General features: G+C 69.0%; 16 protein-coding genes and 1 tRNA gene. 12 read left to right on the top strand and 5 right to left on the bottom strand.

Translation table 11 applies throughout. From position 1 onward, the window contains the following. The first annotated feature begins 115 nt into the window (after positions 1-115). Positions 116-1,438: an O-acetylhomoserine aminocarboxypropyltransferase/cysteine synthase family protein gene (locus ACFY9N_RS07385; RefSeq protein ID WP_391477768.1), complete on the top strand. Its 1,323-nt coding sequence runs from the start codon at positions 116-118 to the stop codon at positions 1,436-1,438. Then, complete coding sequence (locus tag ACFY9N_RS07380; protein ID WP_391477767.1) at positions 1,435-2,748, top strand: LLM class flavin-dependent oxidoreductase; 1,314 nt, start codon at positions 1,435-1,437, stop codon at positions 2,746-2,748. Before ACFY9N_RS07385 ends, ACFY9N_RS07380 begins: the two co-directional genes overlap by 4 nt. A gap of 15 nt (positions 2,749-2,763) precedes the next feature. On the opposite strand, the gene ACFY9N_RS07375 is transcribed toward ACFY9N_RS07380, so the two are convergent. Beyond that, entirely contained in the window at positions 2,764-3,261 is a 498-nt protein-coding gene (locus ACFY9N_RS07375) for a DUF427 domain-containing protein (protein ID WP_391477765.1), read from the bottom strand. A gap of 53 nt (positions 3,262-3,314) precedes the next feature. Between ACFY9N_RS07375 and ACFY9N_RS07370 the strand changes: the two genes are divergently transcribed. Then, positions 3,315-3,911, top strand: a complete 597-nt coding sequence (locus ACFY9N_RS07370; protein ID WP_391477764.1) for an LON peptidase substrate-binding domain-containing protein — start codon at positions 3,315-3,317, stop codon at positions 3,909-3,911. 19 nt (positions 3,912-3,930) lie between these two features. Here the strand turns inward: ACFY9N_RS07370 and ACFY9N_RS07365 are convergent, their stop codons facing one another. Further along, a complete protein-coding gene (locus ACFY9N_RS07365) occupies positions 3,931-4,935 on the bottom strand; it encodes a TerC/Alx family metal homeostasis membrane protein (RefSeq protein WP_391477762.1) in 1,005 nt (334 codons plus the stop codon). A gap of 180 nt (positions 4,936-5,115) precedes the next feature. On the opposite strand from ACFY9N_RS07365, the gene ACFY9N_RS07360 reads away from it, so the two are divergent. From ACFY9N_RS07360 to ACFY9N_RS07345, 4 genes are all read left to right on the top strand, one after another. Further along, a complete protein-coding gene (locus tag ACFY9N_RS07360) occupies positions 5,116-5,754 on the top strand; it encodes a TIGR00645 family protein (RefSeq protein ID WP_391477760.1) in 639 nt (212 codons plus the stop codon). Positions 5,755-5,815: 61 nt separating this feature from the next. Beyond that, positions 5,816-6,373: an RNA polymerase sigma factor gene (locus tag ACFY9N_RS07355; protein ID WP_391477758.1), complete on the top strand. Its 558-nt coding sequence runs from the start codon at positions 5,816-5,818 to the stop codon at positions 6,371-6,373. Further along, positions 6,370-7,491: a DUF4349 domain-containing protein gene (locus ACFY9N_RS07350; protein ID WP_391477756.1), complete on the top strand. Its 1,122-nt coding sequence runs from the start codon at positions 6,370-6,372 to the stop codon at positions 7,489-7,491. Before ACFY9N_RS07355 ends, ACFY9N_RS07350 begins: the two co-directional genes overlap by 4 nt. Before the next feature lie 118 nt (positions 7,492-7,609). Further along, positions 7,610-8,926 (top strand): acyltransferase family protein, encoded by a 1,317-nt coding sequence (locus tag ACFY9N_RS07345; protein ID WP_391477755.1) that lies wholly within the window; start codon positions 7,610-7,612, stop codon positions 8,924-8,926. A 59-nt stretch (positions 8,927-8,985) separates the two neighbouring features. Here the strand turns inward: ACFY9N_RS07345 and ACFY9N_RS07340 are convergent. Next, positions 8,986-9,058 (bottom strand) — tRNA-Glu (locus ACFY9N_RS07340). A 154-nt stretch (positions 9,059-9,212) separates the two neighbouring features. Here ACFY9N_RS07340 and ACFY9N_RS07335 point away from each other — a divergent pair. Both ACFY9N_RS07335 and ACFY9N_RS07330 read left to right on the top strand, forming a co-directional pair. Continuing rightward, positions 9,213-9,851 (top strand): MBL fold metallo-hydrolase, encoded by a 639-nt coding sequence (locus tag ACFY9N_RS07335; RefSeq protein ID WP_391477754.1) that lies wholly within the window; start codon positions 9,213-9,215, stop codon positions 9,849-9,851. Further along, a complete protein-coding gene (locus ACFY9N_RS07330; RefSeq protein WP_391477753.1) occupies positions 9,851-10,384 on the top strand; it encodes a GNAT family N-acetyltransferase in 534 nt (177 codons plus the stop codon). Before ACFY9N_RS07335 ends, ACFY9N_RS07330 begins: the two co-directional genes overlap by 1 nt. Here ACFY9N_RS07330 and pepN read toward each other — a convergent pair. Further along, a complete protein-coding gene (gene pepN, locus ACFY9N_RS07325) occupies positions 10,381-12,873 on the bottom strand; it encodes an aminopeptidase N (RefSeq protein WP_391477752.1) in 2,493 nt (830 codons plus the stop codon). The two genes, ACFY9N_RS07330 and pepN, sit on opposite strands and share 4 nt — an antisense overlap. 105 nt (positions 12,874-12,978) lie before the next feature. Between pepN and ACFY9N_RS07320 the strand changes: the two genes are divergently transcribed. After that, positions 12,979-13,410 carry a MarR family winged helix-turn-helix transcriptional regulator gene (locus tag ACFY9N_RS07320; protein WP_391477751.1) on the top strand — a complete coding sequence of 144 codons (432 nt, stop codon included), beginning with the start codon at positions 12,979-12,981 and terminating at the stop codon, positions 13,408-13,410. Positions 13,411-13,465: 55 nt separating this feature from the next. Further along, positions 13,466-14,323 carry a 3-hydroxyacyl-CoA dehydrogenase gene (locus ACFY9N_RS07315; RefSeq protein ID WP_391477749.1) on the top strand — a complete coding sequence of 286 codons (858 nt, stop codon included), beginning with the start codon at positions 13,466-13,468 and terminating at the stop codon, positions 14,321-14,323. On the opposite strand, the gene ACFY9N_RS07310 is transcribed toward ACFY9N_RS07315, so the two are convergent. Beyond that, the gene (locus ACFY9N_RS07310) at positions 14,324-16,777 is read right to left on the bottom strand and encodes a hypothetical protein (protein ID WP_391477748.1); all 2,454 of its coding nucleotides are present in this window, start codon (positions 16,775-16,777) and stop codon (positions 14,324-14,326) included. It lies immediately after the preceding gene. Between the two features lie 139 nt (positions 16,778-16,916). On the opposite strand from ACFY9N_RS07310, the gene ACFY9N_RS07305 reads away from it, so the two are divergent. After that, positions 16,917-17,408, top strand: coding sequence for a hypothetical protein (locus ACFY9N_RS07305; protein WP_391477747.1), 492 nt, complete (start codon positions 16,917-16,919; stop codon positions 17,406-17,408).

Here is a 17,408-nt window from a genome sequence, read left to right as displayed (position 1 = left end):
GTCGCGGCCGCTAAGAAGGAGCACGATCCGCATGACGTCAGGTTACCACCGCTTCGGCGCGTCATGACGCGCCGTGACACCCTACTGTTCACCCCGAATCATCGAGAGGCATCGCATGACCGCCGACACCGCCCGCTTCGCGACCCGTGCCGTCCACGCCGCGAGGACGCGAGACGTCGCAGCCGCGCGCGCGACGCCGATCTACCTCACCGCGGGTTTCGAGTTCGACGACTTCGATCACGCCGCCGATCACTTCGGCACCGGGGCGGGCTTCGGCTACACCCGCACGGGGAACCCGACGATCAGGGCCGTGGAACGGCAGATCGCCGCGCTCGAGTCCGGGGCCGACGCCCTCCTCGTCGCGAGTGGCCAGGCGGCGGTGGTGACCGCCCTGCTCACGGTCGCGGGCGCCGGTGATCACATCGTCTCGTCGACGCACATCTACGAGGGCAGCCGGGGCCTCTTCCTCGACAACCTCTCCCGCCTGGGGATCGAGACGACCTTCATCGACGACATCGCCGATCCGGCTGCATGGCGCGCCGCCATCCGCCCCAACACCCGGGCTCTGTTCGCCGAGTCGATCGCGAACGCCCGCAACGACATCCTCGACATCGCCGCGGTCAGCGCCGTCGCCGACGAATCAGCGATCCCGCTCATCGTCGACAACACCCTCGCGACGCCGTTCCTCGTGCGTCCGCTCGAGCACGGGGCGGCGATCGTCGTGCACTCCGCGTCGAAGTTTCTTGCCGGGCACGGCTCGGTCCTCGGGGGTGTGATCGTGGACGACGGTCGGTTCGACGCGGCGACCTCCGGCCACAACGCACCCCACCTCGTGCTCCCCGGTCGCAACGGTGAGCCGAGCGTCGCCGCGCGCCACGGCGGGAACGCGCGGATCGCGTACGCCCGGGAAACCGTCGCTCCTCGGTTCGGCGCGTCGCCATCCCCTCTCAACGCCTTCCTCATCGGGCAGGGCGTCGAGACGCTCGGGCTGCGGGTCGAGCGCCAATCGCGCAACGCCCAGGCCATCGCGGCGTTCCTCGCGGCGCACCCTGCGATCGCGGGCGTGGATTACGCAGGTCTCCCGACACATCCGGATCACGCCACCGCGCGACGCTACCTCGATGGCGGCTTCGGCTCGATCTTCACCGTCACCCTCCGCGGTGGCCTTCCCGCCGCACGCGACTTCGTCGAGAGCGTCGGGGTCTTCGTCCACATGACGCACATCGGCGACGTCCGCTCCCTGGTGCTCCACCCGGGCACCACCAGCCACTCCCACCGCACCGAGGAGGAGCGTCTCGCCCTCGGAGTGCACCCCGGCACCGTGCGCCTGTCGATCGGCATCGAGGACGTGGACGACCTCATCGGCGATCTCTCACGCGTGCTCGCGACCGTCCACGAGGACGTTCGGCGCGACGACGTCCGGGAGGCGGTGGCATGAGCCGTCCGCAGCATTTCGGCTGGTTCCTCGCCCGCGGCTTCGGTCCGCAGGGGTGGGGCTATCCGTCGCTCGACTGGGACTACGACTGGACGCGACCCGAGATCTACCAGGAGGCGGCGCGCACCCTCGAGCAGGCCGGATTCGATCTGCTGATCATCGAGGACAGTCCCTCCCTCGGCTCGCCCTCGACCATCGACTCGCGCGTGCGTCACGCCTTCGGCGGCCCCAAGCACGATCCTCTGCTGCTCGCCCCGTACCTTTTCCAGGCGACGCGGCACCTCGGCGTCGTCCCCACGGTGAACCCCGCGGCCTCGCTGCCCTTCACCTCGGCGCGCCAGTTCGCGACCCTCCAGCATCTGAGCGGTCATCGCCTCGGCCTCAACGTGGTCACCGATACGGGCAGCGCCCGTCATTTCTCGGGTGACGCGCAGCTCGGCCACGACGAGGCCTACGACCGCGCAGAGGAATGGCTCGACGGCATCCGCTCCCTCTGGCGCAGCTGGGACGATGACGCCCTCGTGCTCGACCGCGACACCGACGTGTACGCCGACGGGTCGAAGCTGCGCGCCGTGCAGCACCGCGGCGAGTACTACTCGTTCGACGGACCGCTCAATGCGATTCCGTTCACCGACGGGGAGCCCGCCATCGTGTCGCCTGGAGGATCCGGTCGCGGCCTCGGATTCGCCGGCGCGAACTCCGACGTGCAGCTCGCGCTCGCACCCCTGAACGAGCAGTCGGTTCGGGGGTACCGGAAGAAGATCCACGACGCGGCCATCGAGCGCGGACGCCGCCCGGACGACATCAAGATCCTGTTCGCCATCCAGCCCGTCATCGTCTCGTCGCCGGAGGAGGCCGATCGGATCGTCGCCGCCTCGGCTCACCCCGATGACGCGGCGCTCGCGCAGATCGCGCGCAAGCAGTCGAGCGACCTGGAGACGGATCTCACCGCACTCGATCTCGATCGCCCGCTCGACCTCTCGATCTTCGGTGCGCACGTGTCGCGCGGAAGCATCCAGCGGCTGGTCGGCGACCGCGGTGAGGACGCGCCCCTGCGCGCGCACCTGACGGCCCTCGTCCGCGCCGGACGCATCAACGATCGCAGCGGCTTCGTGGGCACGGCGGAGGAGTTCGCCGACCTGATCGAGGAGCTCGGCGAATGGGGCAACGACGGCGTGCTGCTCTGGGGCGACTTCCACCCGGTGACCCTGCATCGCACGCTCGACGAGCTGGTCCCGATCCTCCGTCGCCGCGGCATCCTGCGGCGCGAGTACGCGGACGGCGGCCTGCAGGCGAATCTGCGGGCGTTCTGAGCGTCGCGGGTGCGGCTACCAGCCCATCGAACCCGGGATCCCCTTGAAGGGTCTGACGACGGATGACGTGATCCAGCCCCCGTAGAAGCCTCCGGGTTGCGGCAGGACGATCTCTCCCCCGACCGTGCATTCGTCCATGGGTCCGGCGTAGACGGCGACGCGATCGACGAGCATCTCGAAACCCGGTGCCGGTTCCGGGTAGTTCCATGCCACGCCCGTACGCACGACCTCGCCACCGTGGACGTCGAGGTAGCGCGCCGCACCCTTGAAATCGCAGAACGACGATCCGTGAGCGTCGGTGAGCGCGCCCGGAACGAAGTCGGCGATCGGAACGTAATAGACCGGCGGATGACTCGTCTCGAGCACTCGCACCGCCCGGTGCGTATCCGCGATCAGCTCGCCGCCGAGGCGGATCGTGACGCGCTGCGCCACCTGTTCCACGCGAGGCGGGCGGGGATAGTCCCAGACGGATTCCTGACCCGGTGCCGGGGTGACGGGGAGCGGTCTGCGCATCCGTTCACACTACGTCGCTGGCCTCGGCGAGGCACGCGGTGTTGACTTATCCCATGAACGCGACGCCGATGTTCCCGCTCGGTTCGGTGCTGTTCCCCTGCACCCCGCTCCCGCTGAGGGTGTTCGAGCCCCGCTACCTCACGATGGTCGGACGACTCCTCGACGAGGAGGACCCGGAGTTCGGCGTCGTCCTGATCGAGCGCGGATCCGAGGCGGGCGGCGGTGATCAGCGCAGTCGCGTGGGAACGCTGGCGCGACTCGTCAGCGTGTCGGCGGAGACAGAGATGCTGCGCGCCCTCGCGGTCGGCACGGAACGCTTCCTCGTCGAGCAGTGGCTCGACGACGACCCGCACCCCCGCGCCGAGCTGACGCCGCTTCCGCCGCTGGAGTGGCACGACGGGCTGGCTCCCCTGCTCGCCGAGGGCGAGCAGATCGTTCGACGGGTACTCGCGCGTGCTCCCGAAGCCCGCTGGGAAGCGAACACCGAGCTCTCCGACGATCCCCTCGCCGCGTCCTGGCAGCTCGCCGCGATCGCCCCGCTCGGCGAGTACGACCGGTACTCGCTCCTGCAGTCCGAGTCGGCGGGGGCGCTGCTCCGCCAGACGATCGACGCCACGCTCGATGCCGAAGTCCTCTGGTCCGTGGAGTGATTAGCGCCTCTCCCCGGCATCACTCCGCGGGCGGAGCCACCTTCTGGGCGCGCTTCTCCCGCGACGCCGCGATCAGGCTCGCGACGGTGGCCACGGTCATCGAGACCAGGATGACGCCGAGCGAGACCATGTTGTCGATGTCGGGCACCCATTCCACGTGCTGCCCGCCATTGATGAACGGCAGCTCGTTGACGTGGAGGGCGTGCAGGATCAGCTTGATGCCGATGAAGCCGAGGATGACCGCGATGCCGTAGTGCAGGTAGCGCAGACGATCGAGAAGGTCGCCGAGCAGGAAGTAGAGCTGGCGCAGACCCATCAGCGCGAAGATGTTGGCGGCGAAGACGAGGAAGCCGTTCGTGGTGATCTCGAAGATCGCGGGGATGGAATCGATCGCGAAGATGAGGTCCGTCACGCCGATCGTGATGAACACGATGACCATCGGCGTCCACATGCGCTTGCCGTCGACCGTGGTGCGGATCTTCGACCCGTCGTACGTCTCACTGATGTCGATGCGGCGACGCAGCAGACGCACGATGAAGTTCTCTCGACGGACGTCGTCCTCGTGTTCACCCTCGGGAAGTGCCTGCTTGATCGCCGTGCAGACGAGGAAGGCACCGAAGACATAGAAGATCGGCGAGAAGTTCTCGATGATCGTGACACCCACGAGGATGAAGGCGCCGCGCAGCAGCAGCGCGATGATGATGCCCACCATGAGGACCTGCTGCTGCAGACGTCGGGGAACGGCGAACTGGGCCATGATCAGCACGAACACGAAGAGGTTGTCGACCGAGAGGCTGTACTCGAGCGCCCACCCCGTGATGAAGTCGCCGGCGTTCCGCCACCCTCCGACATTGCCGAGCAGGAGCGCGAAGAGCAGGGCGAGTCCGACGTAGAAGACGACCCACAGGGTCGACTCCTTCGTGGACGGGATGTGCGGCCGGAGACGGATGAGCAGCAGGTCGCCGATCAGGATGATCGTGAGCACGATCATCGAGGTGATCTCGAACCAGAGAGGGATTTCCACGGGGAACGACAGCTTTCGCGAAGGGTCTAGAAGTATCGAGAGTCTCTCCCCCGCACATGGTGCGTCGCGCGCCCGGAGCAGCGGCTGTGATGCTCGTGATGACGTTACGCGCGTTTCCGGGATACTCCCCCTCGCAGACGCAATGCTAGCCCAGCGTCTCGGACATGGTGGAATAGGCGCGTGACTTCGACTTCGCACCCCGAGAACGCTCCCTCCGGCGTCGCCCCGCTCGAGACCGCACCGCGCAATCCCTGGGCCCGGTCGATCGGCTCCCTCATCTTCGTGAGCCGCTGGCTCCAGGCCCCTCTCTACATCGGACTGATCGTCGCGCAGCTCGTCTACGTCGTCGTCTTCATGATCGAGCTGTGGCACCTGATCACCGAGGTCGTGGCGCATCCGACCGAGATCAACGAAGCCGTCATCATGCTCGCGGTGCTCGGACTCATCGACGTCGTCATGATCGCGAATCTGCTGATCATGGTGATCATCGGCGGCTACGAGACCTTCGTCTCGCGCATCAACACCGAGGGTCACCCCGATCAGCCCGAGTGGCTCTCGCACGTCAACGCGAACGTGCTCAAGGTCAAGCTGGCGATGGCCATCATCGGCATCTCCTCGATCCACCTGCTGAAGACCTTCATCGCCGTGGGCGGGCTCACCACCGGAGGAACGGACTTCGAGGGAACCACGTACACCCCGACCGGTGTGCTGTGGCAGGTCGTCATCCACTGCGTCTTCATCCTTTCGGCCCTCGCCCTCGCGTGGATCGACAAGATGTCGCAGAGCACGGCGAAGGCAGCCCCCGCCGCCGCCTCCTGATTCTGAGACGATGGGGCATCCCTCGACACTCTCCGGGTGAGAGACACCGAACGGAATCAGGATGCCTACGCAGACGAGTGATCAGAGATGGGCGGCCCAGGCCGCGGCGGGCGACGAGAGCGCCTTCCGCGAGCTGTACCGCGCGCACGTCCGGCCCGTGTACTGGATCGCCTACGGCATCCTCGCTTCCCCCGCGGATGCCGAGGACGTCGCTCAGGAGACCTTTCTGGTCGCCTGGCGCAAACTGCCGGCGCTCGACCTCCAGGGCGAGTCGATCCTGCCGTGGCTGGCGACGATCTGCCGCTTCCAGGCGGCGAATCGGCTGCGGCAACGACGGCGGGATCAGGCGCACACCTCGGACGCGCTCGACGACTCCCTCCCCGACACGGTGAACGTCGAGGAGCAGGTCATCACGTCCGCGCTCGCCGCGCGCATCGCCGACGAGGTGGGGAACCTCAGCGAGATCGATCGCGAGATCTTCCGCCTCTGCGCGACCGAGGGGTACGCCTATCAGGCGGCCGCGGAGGAGCTGGGCGTGAGCCATGCCGTCGTTCGGAACCGTCTCTCCCGAGTGCGCACCCAGTTGCGGGGCGCCGTCCAGGAAGTGAGAGACGCATGAACGAACAGAGCACCCCGGAAGAGCTGCCCGAGCTGTCGGATGAGGCGGTCGCGCGCATCGAGAACGCCGTGTTCGCCCAGATCGCCGAGGAGCGCTCTCCAGGGCCCGCCCCGCAGGCGGCACCGGCGCGCGTAGGTGTGCGCCGCCGCCGATGGCTGACCGGAGTCGGCGTCGCCGCGGCCTTCGCGGTCGGCGTCCTGGTGACGCCTCCGATCCTCAGCGTCGTCGGTTCGGGCGGCGCGGCGAGCACGGCCGACGGCGTCAGCTCCCCTGCCGTCGGCGCCCCGATCCCGGGTGTCGCGATGCCCGAGCAGGGAGTCGACGACCGCAGCGCGAGTCTCGACAGCAGCGCGGAATCGAGCCCCCTCGTAGGCGGCGACGTCGCGACGGCCGATCGCGAGATCATCGCGAACGCGAACGCCACGCTCGAAGTGGACGACATCGCGGATGCCGCAGACGCCATCGCCGCCCTCGCGGAGGAGCACGGCGGATACGTCGAGAGCACCGAGGTCGGCAAGGCTCTGGCCGTCGACGGCACGACCGAGCCCGCGCCCGCCGACTCGGGGTACGGCTGGATCAGCATCCGCGTCCCCTCGGCGGACCTCTCGACGGTCATCGCCGAGCTCGACGACTCCGGAGAGGTGCTCTCGTCGTCGATCTCCCGTCAGGACGTCACCGACGTCGCCGTGGATCTCCGGGCGCGCGTCGACGCGACGAAGGCGTCGGTGCAGCGGCTGACCGAGCTCATGGCTCAGTCGGGGTCGGTATCGGAGCTCATCGAGGCGGAGGTCGCACTGACCGACCGTCAGGCGCAACTCGAGTCCTACGAACAGCAACTCGCCACGCTCGAGGACCAGGTCGCCATGTCGAGCCTCCAGGTGCAGCTGACCCGCACGGCCACGACGACCGCGGCCGACCCCGCGGGGTTCGGTGACGGCCTCTGGGCGGGGTGGAACGGGCTCATCGTGTCGCTCAACGCGCTCGTGATCGCCGTCGGTTTCCTTCTCCCCTGGGCAGCGATCGCCGGGGCCGTGGTGCTCGCGATCTGGCTCATCCGCCGGGCGCGCCGCACCCGGCGCGAGGCGGTCGGCGCCGCGGCATCCGACGTCGACGCCTGACCCGCTTGACGACCGGAGGGGTGCCCGCGAACGCGCCGGGCATCCCTTTCCGGGCGTCTTTCCACAGGAGACGCCACGGTCGCTCGTACGACGGTCTCGCAGCGCTAGAGTCTTCGGCATGACCCGCGCCGCCGCCGACACGACGACCCGCACCGTCCCCGCAGGACGCGATCTCACACTCGACCTCGCGCGCGTCGCGTGCGTGCTCCTCGTGGTCTTCGTCCACATCCTGTTCACCGGCGTCGGCCGGGGTACTGACGGGTCTCTCGTCATCGAGAAGACCGTCGAGTTGCAGCCGTGGTTCGTCGCCGGGACGTGGGTCGTCAACATCATGCCGCTGTTCTTCGTCGTGGGCGGATACGCAGCGCGCGCGGGGTGGCGCTCCGCAGTATCCCGCGGCGACAGCGCGGACGAGTTCGTCCGCGTGCGACTCGCACGACTCGCGCGCCCCGCACTCCCCGTGTTCGTGTTCTTCACGCTCGCCCTGGGTATCACACGGGTGATCGACCTCGACCCCGCCTTCGTGGATTCGATCGCGATCGGGGTCGGATCACCGCTGTGGTTCCTCGCCGCCTATCTGATCACCCAGGCTTGCGCACCCTTCATGATGCGTCTGCACGAGCGGTACGGCGCACGCGTGCTCGTCGTGCTGCTGCTCGCCGGTTTCGCGGTCGACACCTTCCGGTTCCTGGTTGTCGGCGGGCTGCTCGGCATCGACCGGGTCCCGCCGACGGGGTACGGATTCGGGCAGGAGATCTTCGGAATCCCGAACATCGTGTTCATCTGGCTGTTCGCCCAGCAGGTCGGGTTCTTCCTGTATGACCGGTGGTTCGCGCGACGCGCGTGGTGGCAGCTCGTCGCACTCTTCGCGGGAGGCTATGCGGCGCTCTGGGCACTCGTCGCTCTGGCGGGGTACCCCGCAAGCATGCTGACGAACCAATGGCCGCCGACTGCACCGATGGCGCTGCTGGCGATCGTGCAGGCTGCGGGGCTGACACTCCTCCATCGACCCCTGACGGCGCTCATGCGCACGCGGCCGGCGCAGGGCGTGGTCTTCGTGATCGGCTCGCGACTGATGACCATCTATCTCTGGCACTTCCCGGTGATCCTCGTGCTCATCGGGATCGAACTGGTGCTCCCCCTGCCGATGCCGGCGCCGGGAAGCGCGGCGTGGTGGTGGACGCGTCCGCTGTTCTTCGTGATCGTCCTCGCTGCCGTCTGGGCGGCGTCGCTGTGGTTGGTGCGCTTCGAGAAGGCTCCGCGGCAGACTCCCGCGCGATTCCCGTCGGCCACTGCGACGGTCTCCGCGGTGCTCGTCTTCGTGGGCCCGGTGGTCGGCATCACGATGTACGGGCTCGACTTCCCGCTCGCCGCCGCAGCCCTGGCCACGACGACGACCGCCCTGTGGCTCACCGGCGCGAAGCGCGCAACCTGAGCCTCGGCATCCGCGCACGAAGAAGGCCCCCGGAGAACCGGGGGCCTTCTCTTGTTGTGTGACCCCAGCGGGATTCGAACCCGCGTTACCGCCGTGAGAGGGCGGCGTACTAGGCCGCTATACGATGGGGCCGTCTGCGTTTCGTTTCCGTCGCGCGACAACTGTTCAAGTATGCCATGACGATTCTCACGACGCCAAATCGAGGCACCGACAGCGCGACGCCCGGGCGTGGCGTGCGCGAAGTCAAGGGTTTGCGCGCCGCCGAGCGAAGGAGTTGACTCGACCCATGCGCGTGACCAAGTTCGAACATGCCAGCCTCCGCATCGATCAGAACGGGGAGACGCTGCTCATCGATCCCGGTTCTTTCACCACTCCGCTGACCGACCTCGGCGACGTCGTGGCCGTGGTGCTCACTCACGAGCACCCCGATCACTGGACACCCGAACACCTCGACCGCATCCTGCGCGTGGTGCCGGGCATCCCGATCTTCGCGCCCGCCGGGGTCGCCCGCGCCGCCGACGGCTACGAGATCACGGTCGTCTCCCCCGGCGAGACCCGCACGGTCGGCGAGTTCACCTTGCGCTTCTTCGGCGGCACGCACGAGATCATCCACTCCTCGATCCCGGTGATCGACAACGTCGGCGTCCTGGTGAACGACGAGCTGTACTACCCGGGCGACTCCTACGCCGTACCCGAGGGTGTCGAGGTCGGCACACTCGCCGCTCCCCTCGGTGCCCCCTGGCTGAAGATCGGCGACGCGATCGACTACGTGCTCGCGGTGAAGCCTCGCCGCGCGTTCGGCACGCACGACATGACGCTCTCGGTGGCGGGGAAGACCATGCACCGCCAGCGCCTGGAGTGGGCGACCCAGCAGGGCGGCGGCGAGTTCCTCGTGCTCGAACCCGGCGAGTCGCTCGACGTCTGATGGCTCTGCCACCCCGGCTCCTCCCCGACCCGACCCCGCGCCTGCGATTCCGCGAGATGGTCGGAGCCGATCTCGATCGGATCGCTGCGATGCTCGGCGACCCCGACATCATGGCCTTCTACCCGGCGCCGAAGACGCGGGCCGAGAGCGCCGAGTGGATCGAGAGGATGCGCACGCGCTACACCGAAGACGGCCACGGCCTGTGGATCATCGAGACGCATGACGGCGACTTCGTCGGGGACTGCGGACTCACCTGGCAGTCGGTCAACGAGGAGCGCGTGCTCGAGGTCGGCTATCACGTGCGCCCCGCGATGCAACGCCGCGGCTACGCGACCGAGGCCGCTCGCGCGTGCGTCGAGCTCGCCCGCCGACGCTACGCGCCGATCGTCCTCACGGCGATCATCCACCCGGAGAATCGCGCCTCACGCGGGGTCGCCGAGCATCTCGGTATGATTCGGATCGACGAGGACCGCGCGCATCCGTGGATCGTGCGCACCGTGATGGGGATGCCGCTCGAGCCACGAACCCCCTAGCCCTGAGCCGCGCGCACGCGGATCTCGCGGGCGAGGTGGTCGCGCTGCTCGATAACGAGTCGTCGGAGCGCTGCAGGCGCCTCCGCGTTCTCCGCCAGCCAGGCGTCTGCCGCCTCGGTGGTGTCGGTGGCCGGGAAGAGCCCGAGCACGAGGCGCCGTGCGAGCTCGATGCTCCGAGTGCGCCAGGCGTCGACGATGCGGCGGAAGTACTCCGCGTCGAAGTCCGCGACCAGATCGCGACGACCTCCGGCGCGGAATCCGCCGATCTCGGCGTCGAGGTGGTCGTTGCTGAGCGAGAGATCGTTCCAGGCCGCATCCCAGGCCGCCTGACGGACCACGAGATCCGGTCGAGAGGCCAGGGCGCGGCGGGCGGCTGTCCGCCCGCTCCCGGTGTCATCACGCTCGAGCTCCGCATTGATCTCCTCCGCGTCGGCGTGCCCACAGGTCGCGAGTGCGGTCAGCAGCTGCCAACGGAGATCGGGATCGACCGTGAGCCCCTCCGGGACGTGCCCGCCGAGCAACTCCCGCACCTGCGCGGCGTGGTGGTCGTCGTAGGCGGATGCTCCGGCGAAGGCGCGAGCCCACGACAACTGCGCATCGCTGCCGGCATCCGCGTCCCACAACGCGATGAGCGATGCGGCGAGCCAGGAGCGCTGCTCGGCATCCCGATGCGCGTCCGCGACGAAGTGACGGATGGCGAAGGCCGCGTTGGCGAGGACACCGGTCAGGAGTCCGCTGTTGGATTCGAGCGGTGCGTGTGCGCGCACGATGCTGAGATATCGCCGAGGGTCGAGGTCGCCGTCGCGGGTGGCGTTCCACAGCGAGGACCAGACGAGTCCACGCGCGAGCGGGTCGTCGATCGCCGAGAGCGACTCTTCGACGGTGGCGAGCGAGCGCTCGTCCACGCGCGCCTTGGCGTACGTGAGGTCGTCGTCGTTCACCAGCACGAGGTCGGCCTCGGGAACGACGATCGGCGTCCGCTCCTCGACGATGTCGACAGCGATCTGGTCGCGGCGCACGAGCCGCTCCCCCTCACGCTCGTACAGCCCGATGCGCAACCGGTGCGGACGAGGGTCGGTCTGCACGAGCACGCGGGCACCGGCATCCGCCTCGTCGGTCTCCTCCAGCCACAGCGTCGACATCCCGGTCGTCTGGAGCCACGCCCGGGACCACTCCCCCATGTCACGGCCCGAGACCGTGCTCAGCTGCACGAGCAGATCATCCAACGTCGTGTTGCCGAACGCGTGCGCGGCGAAGTACCGGCGAGCCCCCTCGAAGAACGCGTCCTCCCCCACGAAGGCCACGAGCTGCTTCAGAACTGACGCGCCCTTGGCGTACGTGATGCCGTCGAAATTGAGCTTCGCCGCCTCGAGGTCGGTGATGTCGGCGACGATCGGATGCGTCGTCGGCAGTTGATCCTGCTGGTACGCCCAGGCCTTGCGCCGGGCCGCGAACGTCACCCACGCGTCCGAGTACCGGGTCGCGGCGGCCGAGGCGTGCGATCCCATGTAGTCGGCGAAGGACTCCTTGAGCCACAGGTCGTCCCACCAGCGCATCGTCACGAGGTCGCCGAACCACATGTGCGCCATCTCGTGGAGGATCGTGTTCGCGCGCGCGGCGCGCTGGGCCTCGGTCGCCGCGCCGCGGGAGAGGTACGACTCCGTGAAGGTGACCAGTCCGGGATTCTCCATCGCACCGAGGTTGTACTCGGGCACGAAGATCTGGTCGTACTTGCCCCACGGGTACGGGTACGCGAAGGCCTCGGCGAAGAAGTCCAGCCCCTGACGGGTGACCTCGAGGATCTCATCCGCTTCCAGGTACTCGGCGAGCGACCGGCGGGCGAACACTCCGAGCGCGATGCGCTGGTCGTCGCGCTCCCACTCCCCGTCGACACGGGCGTACGGTCCCGCCGCGACCGAGGTGATGTAGCTCGAGAGCGGCAACGTCGGCGCGAACTCGACGCGCTGGATACCGACGCCCGCTTCCGTGCGCGCGGCGGACTGGTTGGAGAGGACTTCCCAACCGGCGGGGGCATCGATCACGAAGGTGTACGACGCTTTGATGTCGGGCTGCTCGAAGCAGGCCATCACACGTCGCGAGTCCGCCGGCTCGTACTGCGTGTAGAGGTAGGTCTCGCCATCGGCGGGATCGTGGAACCGGTGCAGCCCCTCGCCCGACCGGCTGTAGGCACCGACGGCGTCGACGACGACCGTGTTGGTGGCGGCAAGACCGCGCAGAGAGATGCGGGCGCCGTCGTATTCGACGTCCACCTCCTCACCGTTGATCACCACGCGCTCAACCGACTCCCCGATGAAGTCGAGCCAGGTTTCGGTCGCGGTGGCGTCGAACTCGAGAGTCGTCACGGTGCGGAAGCCCGTGCGAGCGCGCTCGGGGGCTCCCGCGAGATCGAGCTCGACACGGATCCGGTGCACGGTGATCACGGCGGATCGCGCCGCGGTCTCGTCACGGGTGAGGTTGGCGGTGTCCATCCCTCCATCCTCCCATCCGCCCAGACGTGGCGCAGGCCGTCGACGAGTTGCGTTGCGGAATGCAACTGACGGGCGTAGCGTTGCATCAGGCAACAGGAGGACCAGATGGACACCGAGAGGCACGATCACAGCAGCCGCGTGCTCCGCTCCCTCGTCGCGATCACCCGCCGCGGTCTCGCCGATGCGCGCGACGACGACACGCCCCTGTCGATGACCGAGCAGTCGATCATGATGGCGATCGCCGAACAGCCCGGCATCCGCTCCACCGACATCGCGCGCATGTTCCGCCTCAACCGCTCGACGGTGTCCCGCCAGCTCGCGGCGCTGCTGCGTCTCGGTTTCGTTCGGGAGACGCCGAGCGACACCGGGCGCGGGCGGCCGCTCGAGCTGACCGAGGCCGGCACCTCCGCGTTCCACCGCACGCTCGCATCGCTCCAGCGGATCGTCGAAGCGCACCTCGCCTCCTGGTCCGACGACGAGGTCGCTCGCTTCGCGCACGATCTCGAGCGATTCGACCGCACCGCCGACGCGTCCTGACCCGGGCGCATCCGGCACGACACCGGCCCACGAGGCCGCAGAAGAAGGAAGAGAAATGAAGAACATCACCGTCCTGGGCACCGGCGTCCTCGGATCACAGATCGCGTTCCAGACCGCGTTCCACGGATTCGAGGTCACCGCCTACGACATCGACGATGCCGCGCTGGAGCGGGCCGCCGAGCGGTTCCGCGGCCTCGCCGGCCGATACGTCACCGATGCGGTCGACGGTGCGGCCGACGGCGGCGCGGACGCAGCGATCGCCCGTATCCGGCCGACCACCTCGCTGGAGGATGCCGTCGCCACGGCCGATCTCGTGATCGAGGCGGTGCCGGAGAACCTCGAGCTCAAGCAGGGCATCTACCGGCGCATGGCCGATGCGGCGCCGTCGACGACGATCTTCGCCACGAACTCGTCGACCCTCCTCCCCAGCGCCCTCGCCGACGCGACGGGCCGACCGGACCGCTTCCTCGCGCTGCACTTCGCGAACGAGATCTGGTCGCACAACACGGCCGAGGTGATGGGCACTCCGGCCACCGACCCCGCGGTCTATGCCGAGGTCGTCGAGTTCGCGCGGCGGATCGGCATGGTGCCGATCGAGATCAAGAAGGAGAAGGCGGGCTACCTCCTCAACTCCCTCCTGGTGCCGTTCCTGCAGGCAGCCGGTGAGCTGCTCGTCGACGGAATCGCGGAACCGGAGGCGATCGACGCCACCTGGCGCATCGGCACCGGGGCGCCCGCCGGACCGTTCGAGATCTACGACATCGTCGGACTCACCACCGCCTACAACATCTCCCGCATGGGCGATGCGAAGCAGCAGGCTTTCGCCGACCTGATCAAGGAGCGCTACATCGACCAGGGCAAGCTGGGCGTCGTCACCGGCGAGGGCTTCTACACCTACCCGCGCCAGAGCTGATCAGCCCTCGCGGGCGGGCTCGCGAGCGCACCGGTGGCCGAGCTCGCGGTAGAGGTCTCGGGAGGCAGCCGAAAGGAGTGCCGCGGTACCGACGTCGCCTCGAGCGGCGGCGGCCGCGCCGAGGATCCCATCGCTACGGGCGACCTCTGCACGGTCGCCCGTAGCCTCCGCGATCCCGCGAGCCTCTCGCGCGCGACGTTCGGCGAGGAGCACGCTCTCCGCGTCGCCGCTCTCGTCAGCGACGCGCAGGAGGATCTCGGCCAGCGAGTTCCCCGCTTCCGTGGCGATCAGGGGCGACCCCGCTGCTACCGCCGCCTGCAGTACGCTCTCCGCCGTCTCCCGCGCCGCCGCGGATCGTCCGTCCCGCGAGTCGATCCGCGCGGCGAGGAGGGCGGCGTCCGCTTCGGTCCCGTATTCGCCGTCGGGCCGAAGCGCTCTCTCCAGCCAGACCCGGGCACCGGCGTCATCGCCTCGCGCCTCCGCGATGAGCGCTCGGGTGCGCAGCGCGAAAGGCGGGGTGGGCTCGGCCGACGCCGCGTCCAGGACGTCGAGGAATCGTTCCGCCTCGTCCAGACGCCCCACCGCCAGCAGGTGCAGCGCACGGTTGCCCCGCACGATGGCCATGTTGAGCGCGTCGTCCTCCGCGATCGCCATCGCGAGCGCACGGTCGTATCCGGCATCCGCCTCGGCATAACGGGCGAGGATCCGCAGTGTGTCCGCGTGGTTCCCCTGGGCCCGCCCCTCGACGACGCGGTCACCGGCGTCGCGGGCATGCGCGATCGCGGTCGCGTACGACTCCAGGGCCTCCTCGTGGTGACTCATCCAGCGCTGCACGTTGCCGATCTGATTCCAGGTGCGGGCGAGCGCGATACCGGCCGCCGTCCTCCGCACGCGGTGCAGGGTGATCAGCGCCTCGTCGTACCGGCCGAGCTTCTCGGCGCACTGCGCGATGCCGAGTGCGAGTGCGGGGGCCGGGTCGAGACCGGCACCGACGGAGGCCACCTCGTGGAGGCGGAGCGACTCCGCCCAGAGCGACCAACGCACGAGCGTGGGATGAGCCCTGGTCGCGAGATCCACCGCCTCCGCGTCCAACCCGTGCTCGCGGGCGGCATCCGCCACCGCCAGCAGCGTGCCCACCTCACGCGCCGCATACTCGGGATCGGTCGCCATCGATTCGAGGACCGCCTGCGTGGCACGCGCGACGAACGCGCGGCGTCTCGACACCGGACGCAGCGCGCGCGAGCGCTCCGCGGCGAAGGCGAACACGGTCGCGTGCACCTGGATGCGCCCGTCGACGCGCTCGAGCAGGTGACGCGAACGGAGGCTCTCCAGTCCGCGCGCGACGCGCTGACCGCCGGTCGCGAGGAGCACGCGTTCGTCGAACTCGCGGTCGATGAGGGCGAGGTCGGCGAGGAGATCGGCATCCGGTGCGATCAGCGAGCGCGTGGCCGCTTCGAGTACCGGACGCATCCGGGCGTCGCGCGGCTCGGTCTCGAATCGAGAGGCGAGATCGTCGAACGTCCAGCCCGCGTGCTCGGCGACCACACCCGCGAGCATCGCGAGATCCAGTGGGAGACCTCCGCTCACCGCGACGATGCGGTCGAGCGCACGACCGTCGAGTCCTCGGTCGGATCGGCCCGGCGACTCCGCGGCATCCGCCAGCAGACGTGCGAGCAGACGACGCGATCCGGCGTCGTCGAGCGGACGGACCGGGACATGCGCCGCGCTGATCCCCTCGCTCCGCAGTCGGGACGCGAAGGCCCCGAGGTCGACGCGCGAGGTGACGACGTAGCGCACCCCGGGGACGATCAGGGGCATGAGCTGCTCACCGGACCCCGCGTCCTCGAGAACGATGGCCCGTCCGGCGGCTTCGCCCCGCACGCGTTCGCGCAAGCGCGCGATGTCGTAGGGGACGGATCGGTTGCCCATCGCTCCGAGCATGCGCCGCAGCACGTCGACGGGATCCGCGGACGGACGATCGGGGTCGGAGGCGCGAAGGTCGACCGTCAGCGCGGGCACCCCGCCGAGGACGGCGGTCGCGAGCGTGCTCTTCCCGACCCCCGGGAGCCCGGTGAGCAGCAGGACATCCACGTGCGGCAGTGCGGCCAGTACGTCCTCCCGACCGACCTCCGCACCGTCGGTCGCGCGGGAGCCGGCAGCGACCTCGATGCGCACTCCCGAACGGATGCCGTTGAGCGATCGCGCCGCGTCCGTCCAGCGCACGGCCTCCGATTCGTCGCCGTGGAGCACACGGACGATGTCACCGACGAGATGCTCGTCGATGCGTCGGCGTCCCGGACGGAAGCAGTCGTACACCGTGACCTTCGCCGGCTCCACGCCACCCCGGAGGCCCCCGATCCGGCGGGCGATCTCGGCGAACGACGTGCCGCCATCGGCCGCCCGAAGCTCGTTCAGCCGGGCGCAGAGCTCGTCGAAGGTGCGGGGCTCGGGCATGCTCCGAGCCTAGGACAGTCAGGCCCCGCACGGACGGGCGCCGTTCGGGATCGTTCGGACTCCGACGCGCCCGATCGAACGCCTCCTAGGCTCGCCGATCAGCAGGCGACCCGCGCCTGCCCGCACCGGGAGACACACCATGACGACACGCGCAGAGCTCACCGCGAAGCTCGACGACTTCGCCTTCCAGAAGGTCAACTTCGGCGGATTCCTGATGAACAAGCGCGCGAAGAACTCGCACGCCCTCTGGACCCGCAACAGCGACAAGGGCGTGACCGAGCTCGCTATCCTCACCACCCGCGACTACGGCGACGGGAACATCTACGACGTCGCCGCCTTCACGCTCGACGGAACAGTACCCTCCGATGTCCAGCGCGAGCTCGCGTCCGAGGCGGAGGCACTCGCCGACCGCATCAACCTGCGCGAGCACGGCTACGTCTACAACCAGCTCGAGCCGTGGGACGGGGGAGGCACGATCTGGATCTCGAAGAAGCCGGAGTTCCGTGCGCTCAGCCGCCCCGACACCGGCATCTTCGTCATCCCGATCCAGCGCCTGTACAGCGAGCCGCGCTGGCTCGCCTGGGTGCGCGAGAACGGCCAGCTGCACACCGCCATCGTCTACAAGCCCTGA

Source organism: Microbacterium sp. NPDC008134 (genome assembly GCF_042957055.1).
Taxonomy (GTDB): Bacteria; Actinomycetota; Actinomycetes; order Actinomycetales; family Microbacteriaceae; genus Microbacterium.
This window is presented reverse-complemented; position numbering and strand designations above follow the sequence as displayed.

Excerpts from the sequence above, each read along its gene's own strand:
- ACFY9N_RS07370 (WP_391477764.1), top strand. The coding sequence starts at position 3,315 with ATGAACGCGACGCCGATGTTCCCGCTCGGTTCGGTGCTGTTCCCCTGC.
- ACFY9N_RS07385 (WP_391477768.1), top strand. The coding sequence starts at position 116 with ATGACCGCCGACACCGCCCGCTTCGCGACCCGTGCCGTCCACGCCGCG.
- ACFY9N_RS07380 (WP_391477767.1), top strand. The coding sequence starts at position 1,435 with ATGAGCCGTCCGCAGCATTTCGGCTGGTTCCTCGCCCGCGGCTTCGGT.
- ACFY9N_RS07305 (WP_391477747.1), top strand. The coding sequence starts at position 16,917 with ATGACGACACGCGCAGAGCTCACCGCGAAGCTCGACGACTTCGCCTTC.
- ACFY9N_RS07355 (WP_391477758.1), top strand. The coding sequence starts at position 5,816 with ATGCCTACGCAGACGAGTGATCAGAGATGGGCGGCCCAGGCCGCGGCG.
- ACFY9N_RS07375 (WP_391477765.1), bottom strand. The coding sequence starts at position 3,261 with ATGCGCAGACCGCTCCCCGTCACCCCGGCACCGGGTCAGGAATCCGTC.
- ACFY9N_RS07330 (WP_391477753.1), top strand. The coding sequence starts at position 9,851 with ATGGCTCTGCCACCCCGGCTCCTCCCCGACCCGACCCCGCGCCTGCGA.
- ACFY9N_RS07320 (WP_391477751.1), top strand. The coding sequence starts at position 12,979 with ATGGACACCGAGAGGCACGATCACAGCAGCCGCGTGCTCCGCTCCCTC.
- ACFY9N_RS07315 (WP_391477749.1), top strand. The coding sequence starts at position 13,466 with ATGAAGAACATCACCGTCCTGGGCACCGGCGTCCTCGGATCACAGATC.
- ACFY9N_RS07335 (WP_391477754.1), top strand. The coding sequence starts at position 9,213 with ATGCGCGTGACCAAGTTCGAACATGCCAGCCTCCGCATCGATCAGAAC.
- pepN (WP_391477752.1), bottom strand. The coding sequence starts at position 12,873 with ATGGACACCGCCAACCTCACCCGTGACGAGACCGCGGCGCGATCCGCC.
- ACFY9N_RS07350 (WP_391477756.1), top strand. The coding sequence starts at position 6,370 with ATGAACGAACAGAGCACCCCGGAAGAGCTGCCCGAGCTGTCGGATGAG.
- ACFY9N_RS07345 (WP_391477755.1), top strand. The coding sequence starts at position 7,610 with ATGACCCGCGCCGCCGCCGACACGACGACCCGCACCGTCCCCGCAGGA.
- ACFY9N_RS07310 (WP_391477748.1), bottom strand. The coding sequence starts at position 16,777 with ATGCCCGAGCCCCGCACCTTCGACGAGCTCTGCGCCCGGCTGAACGAG.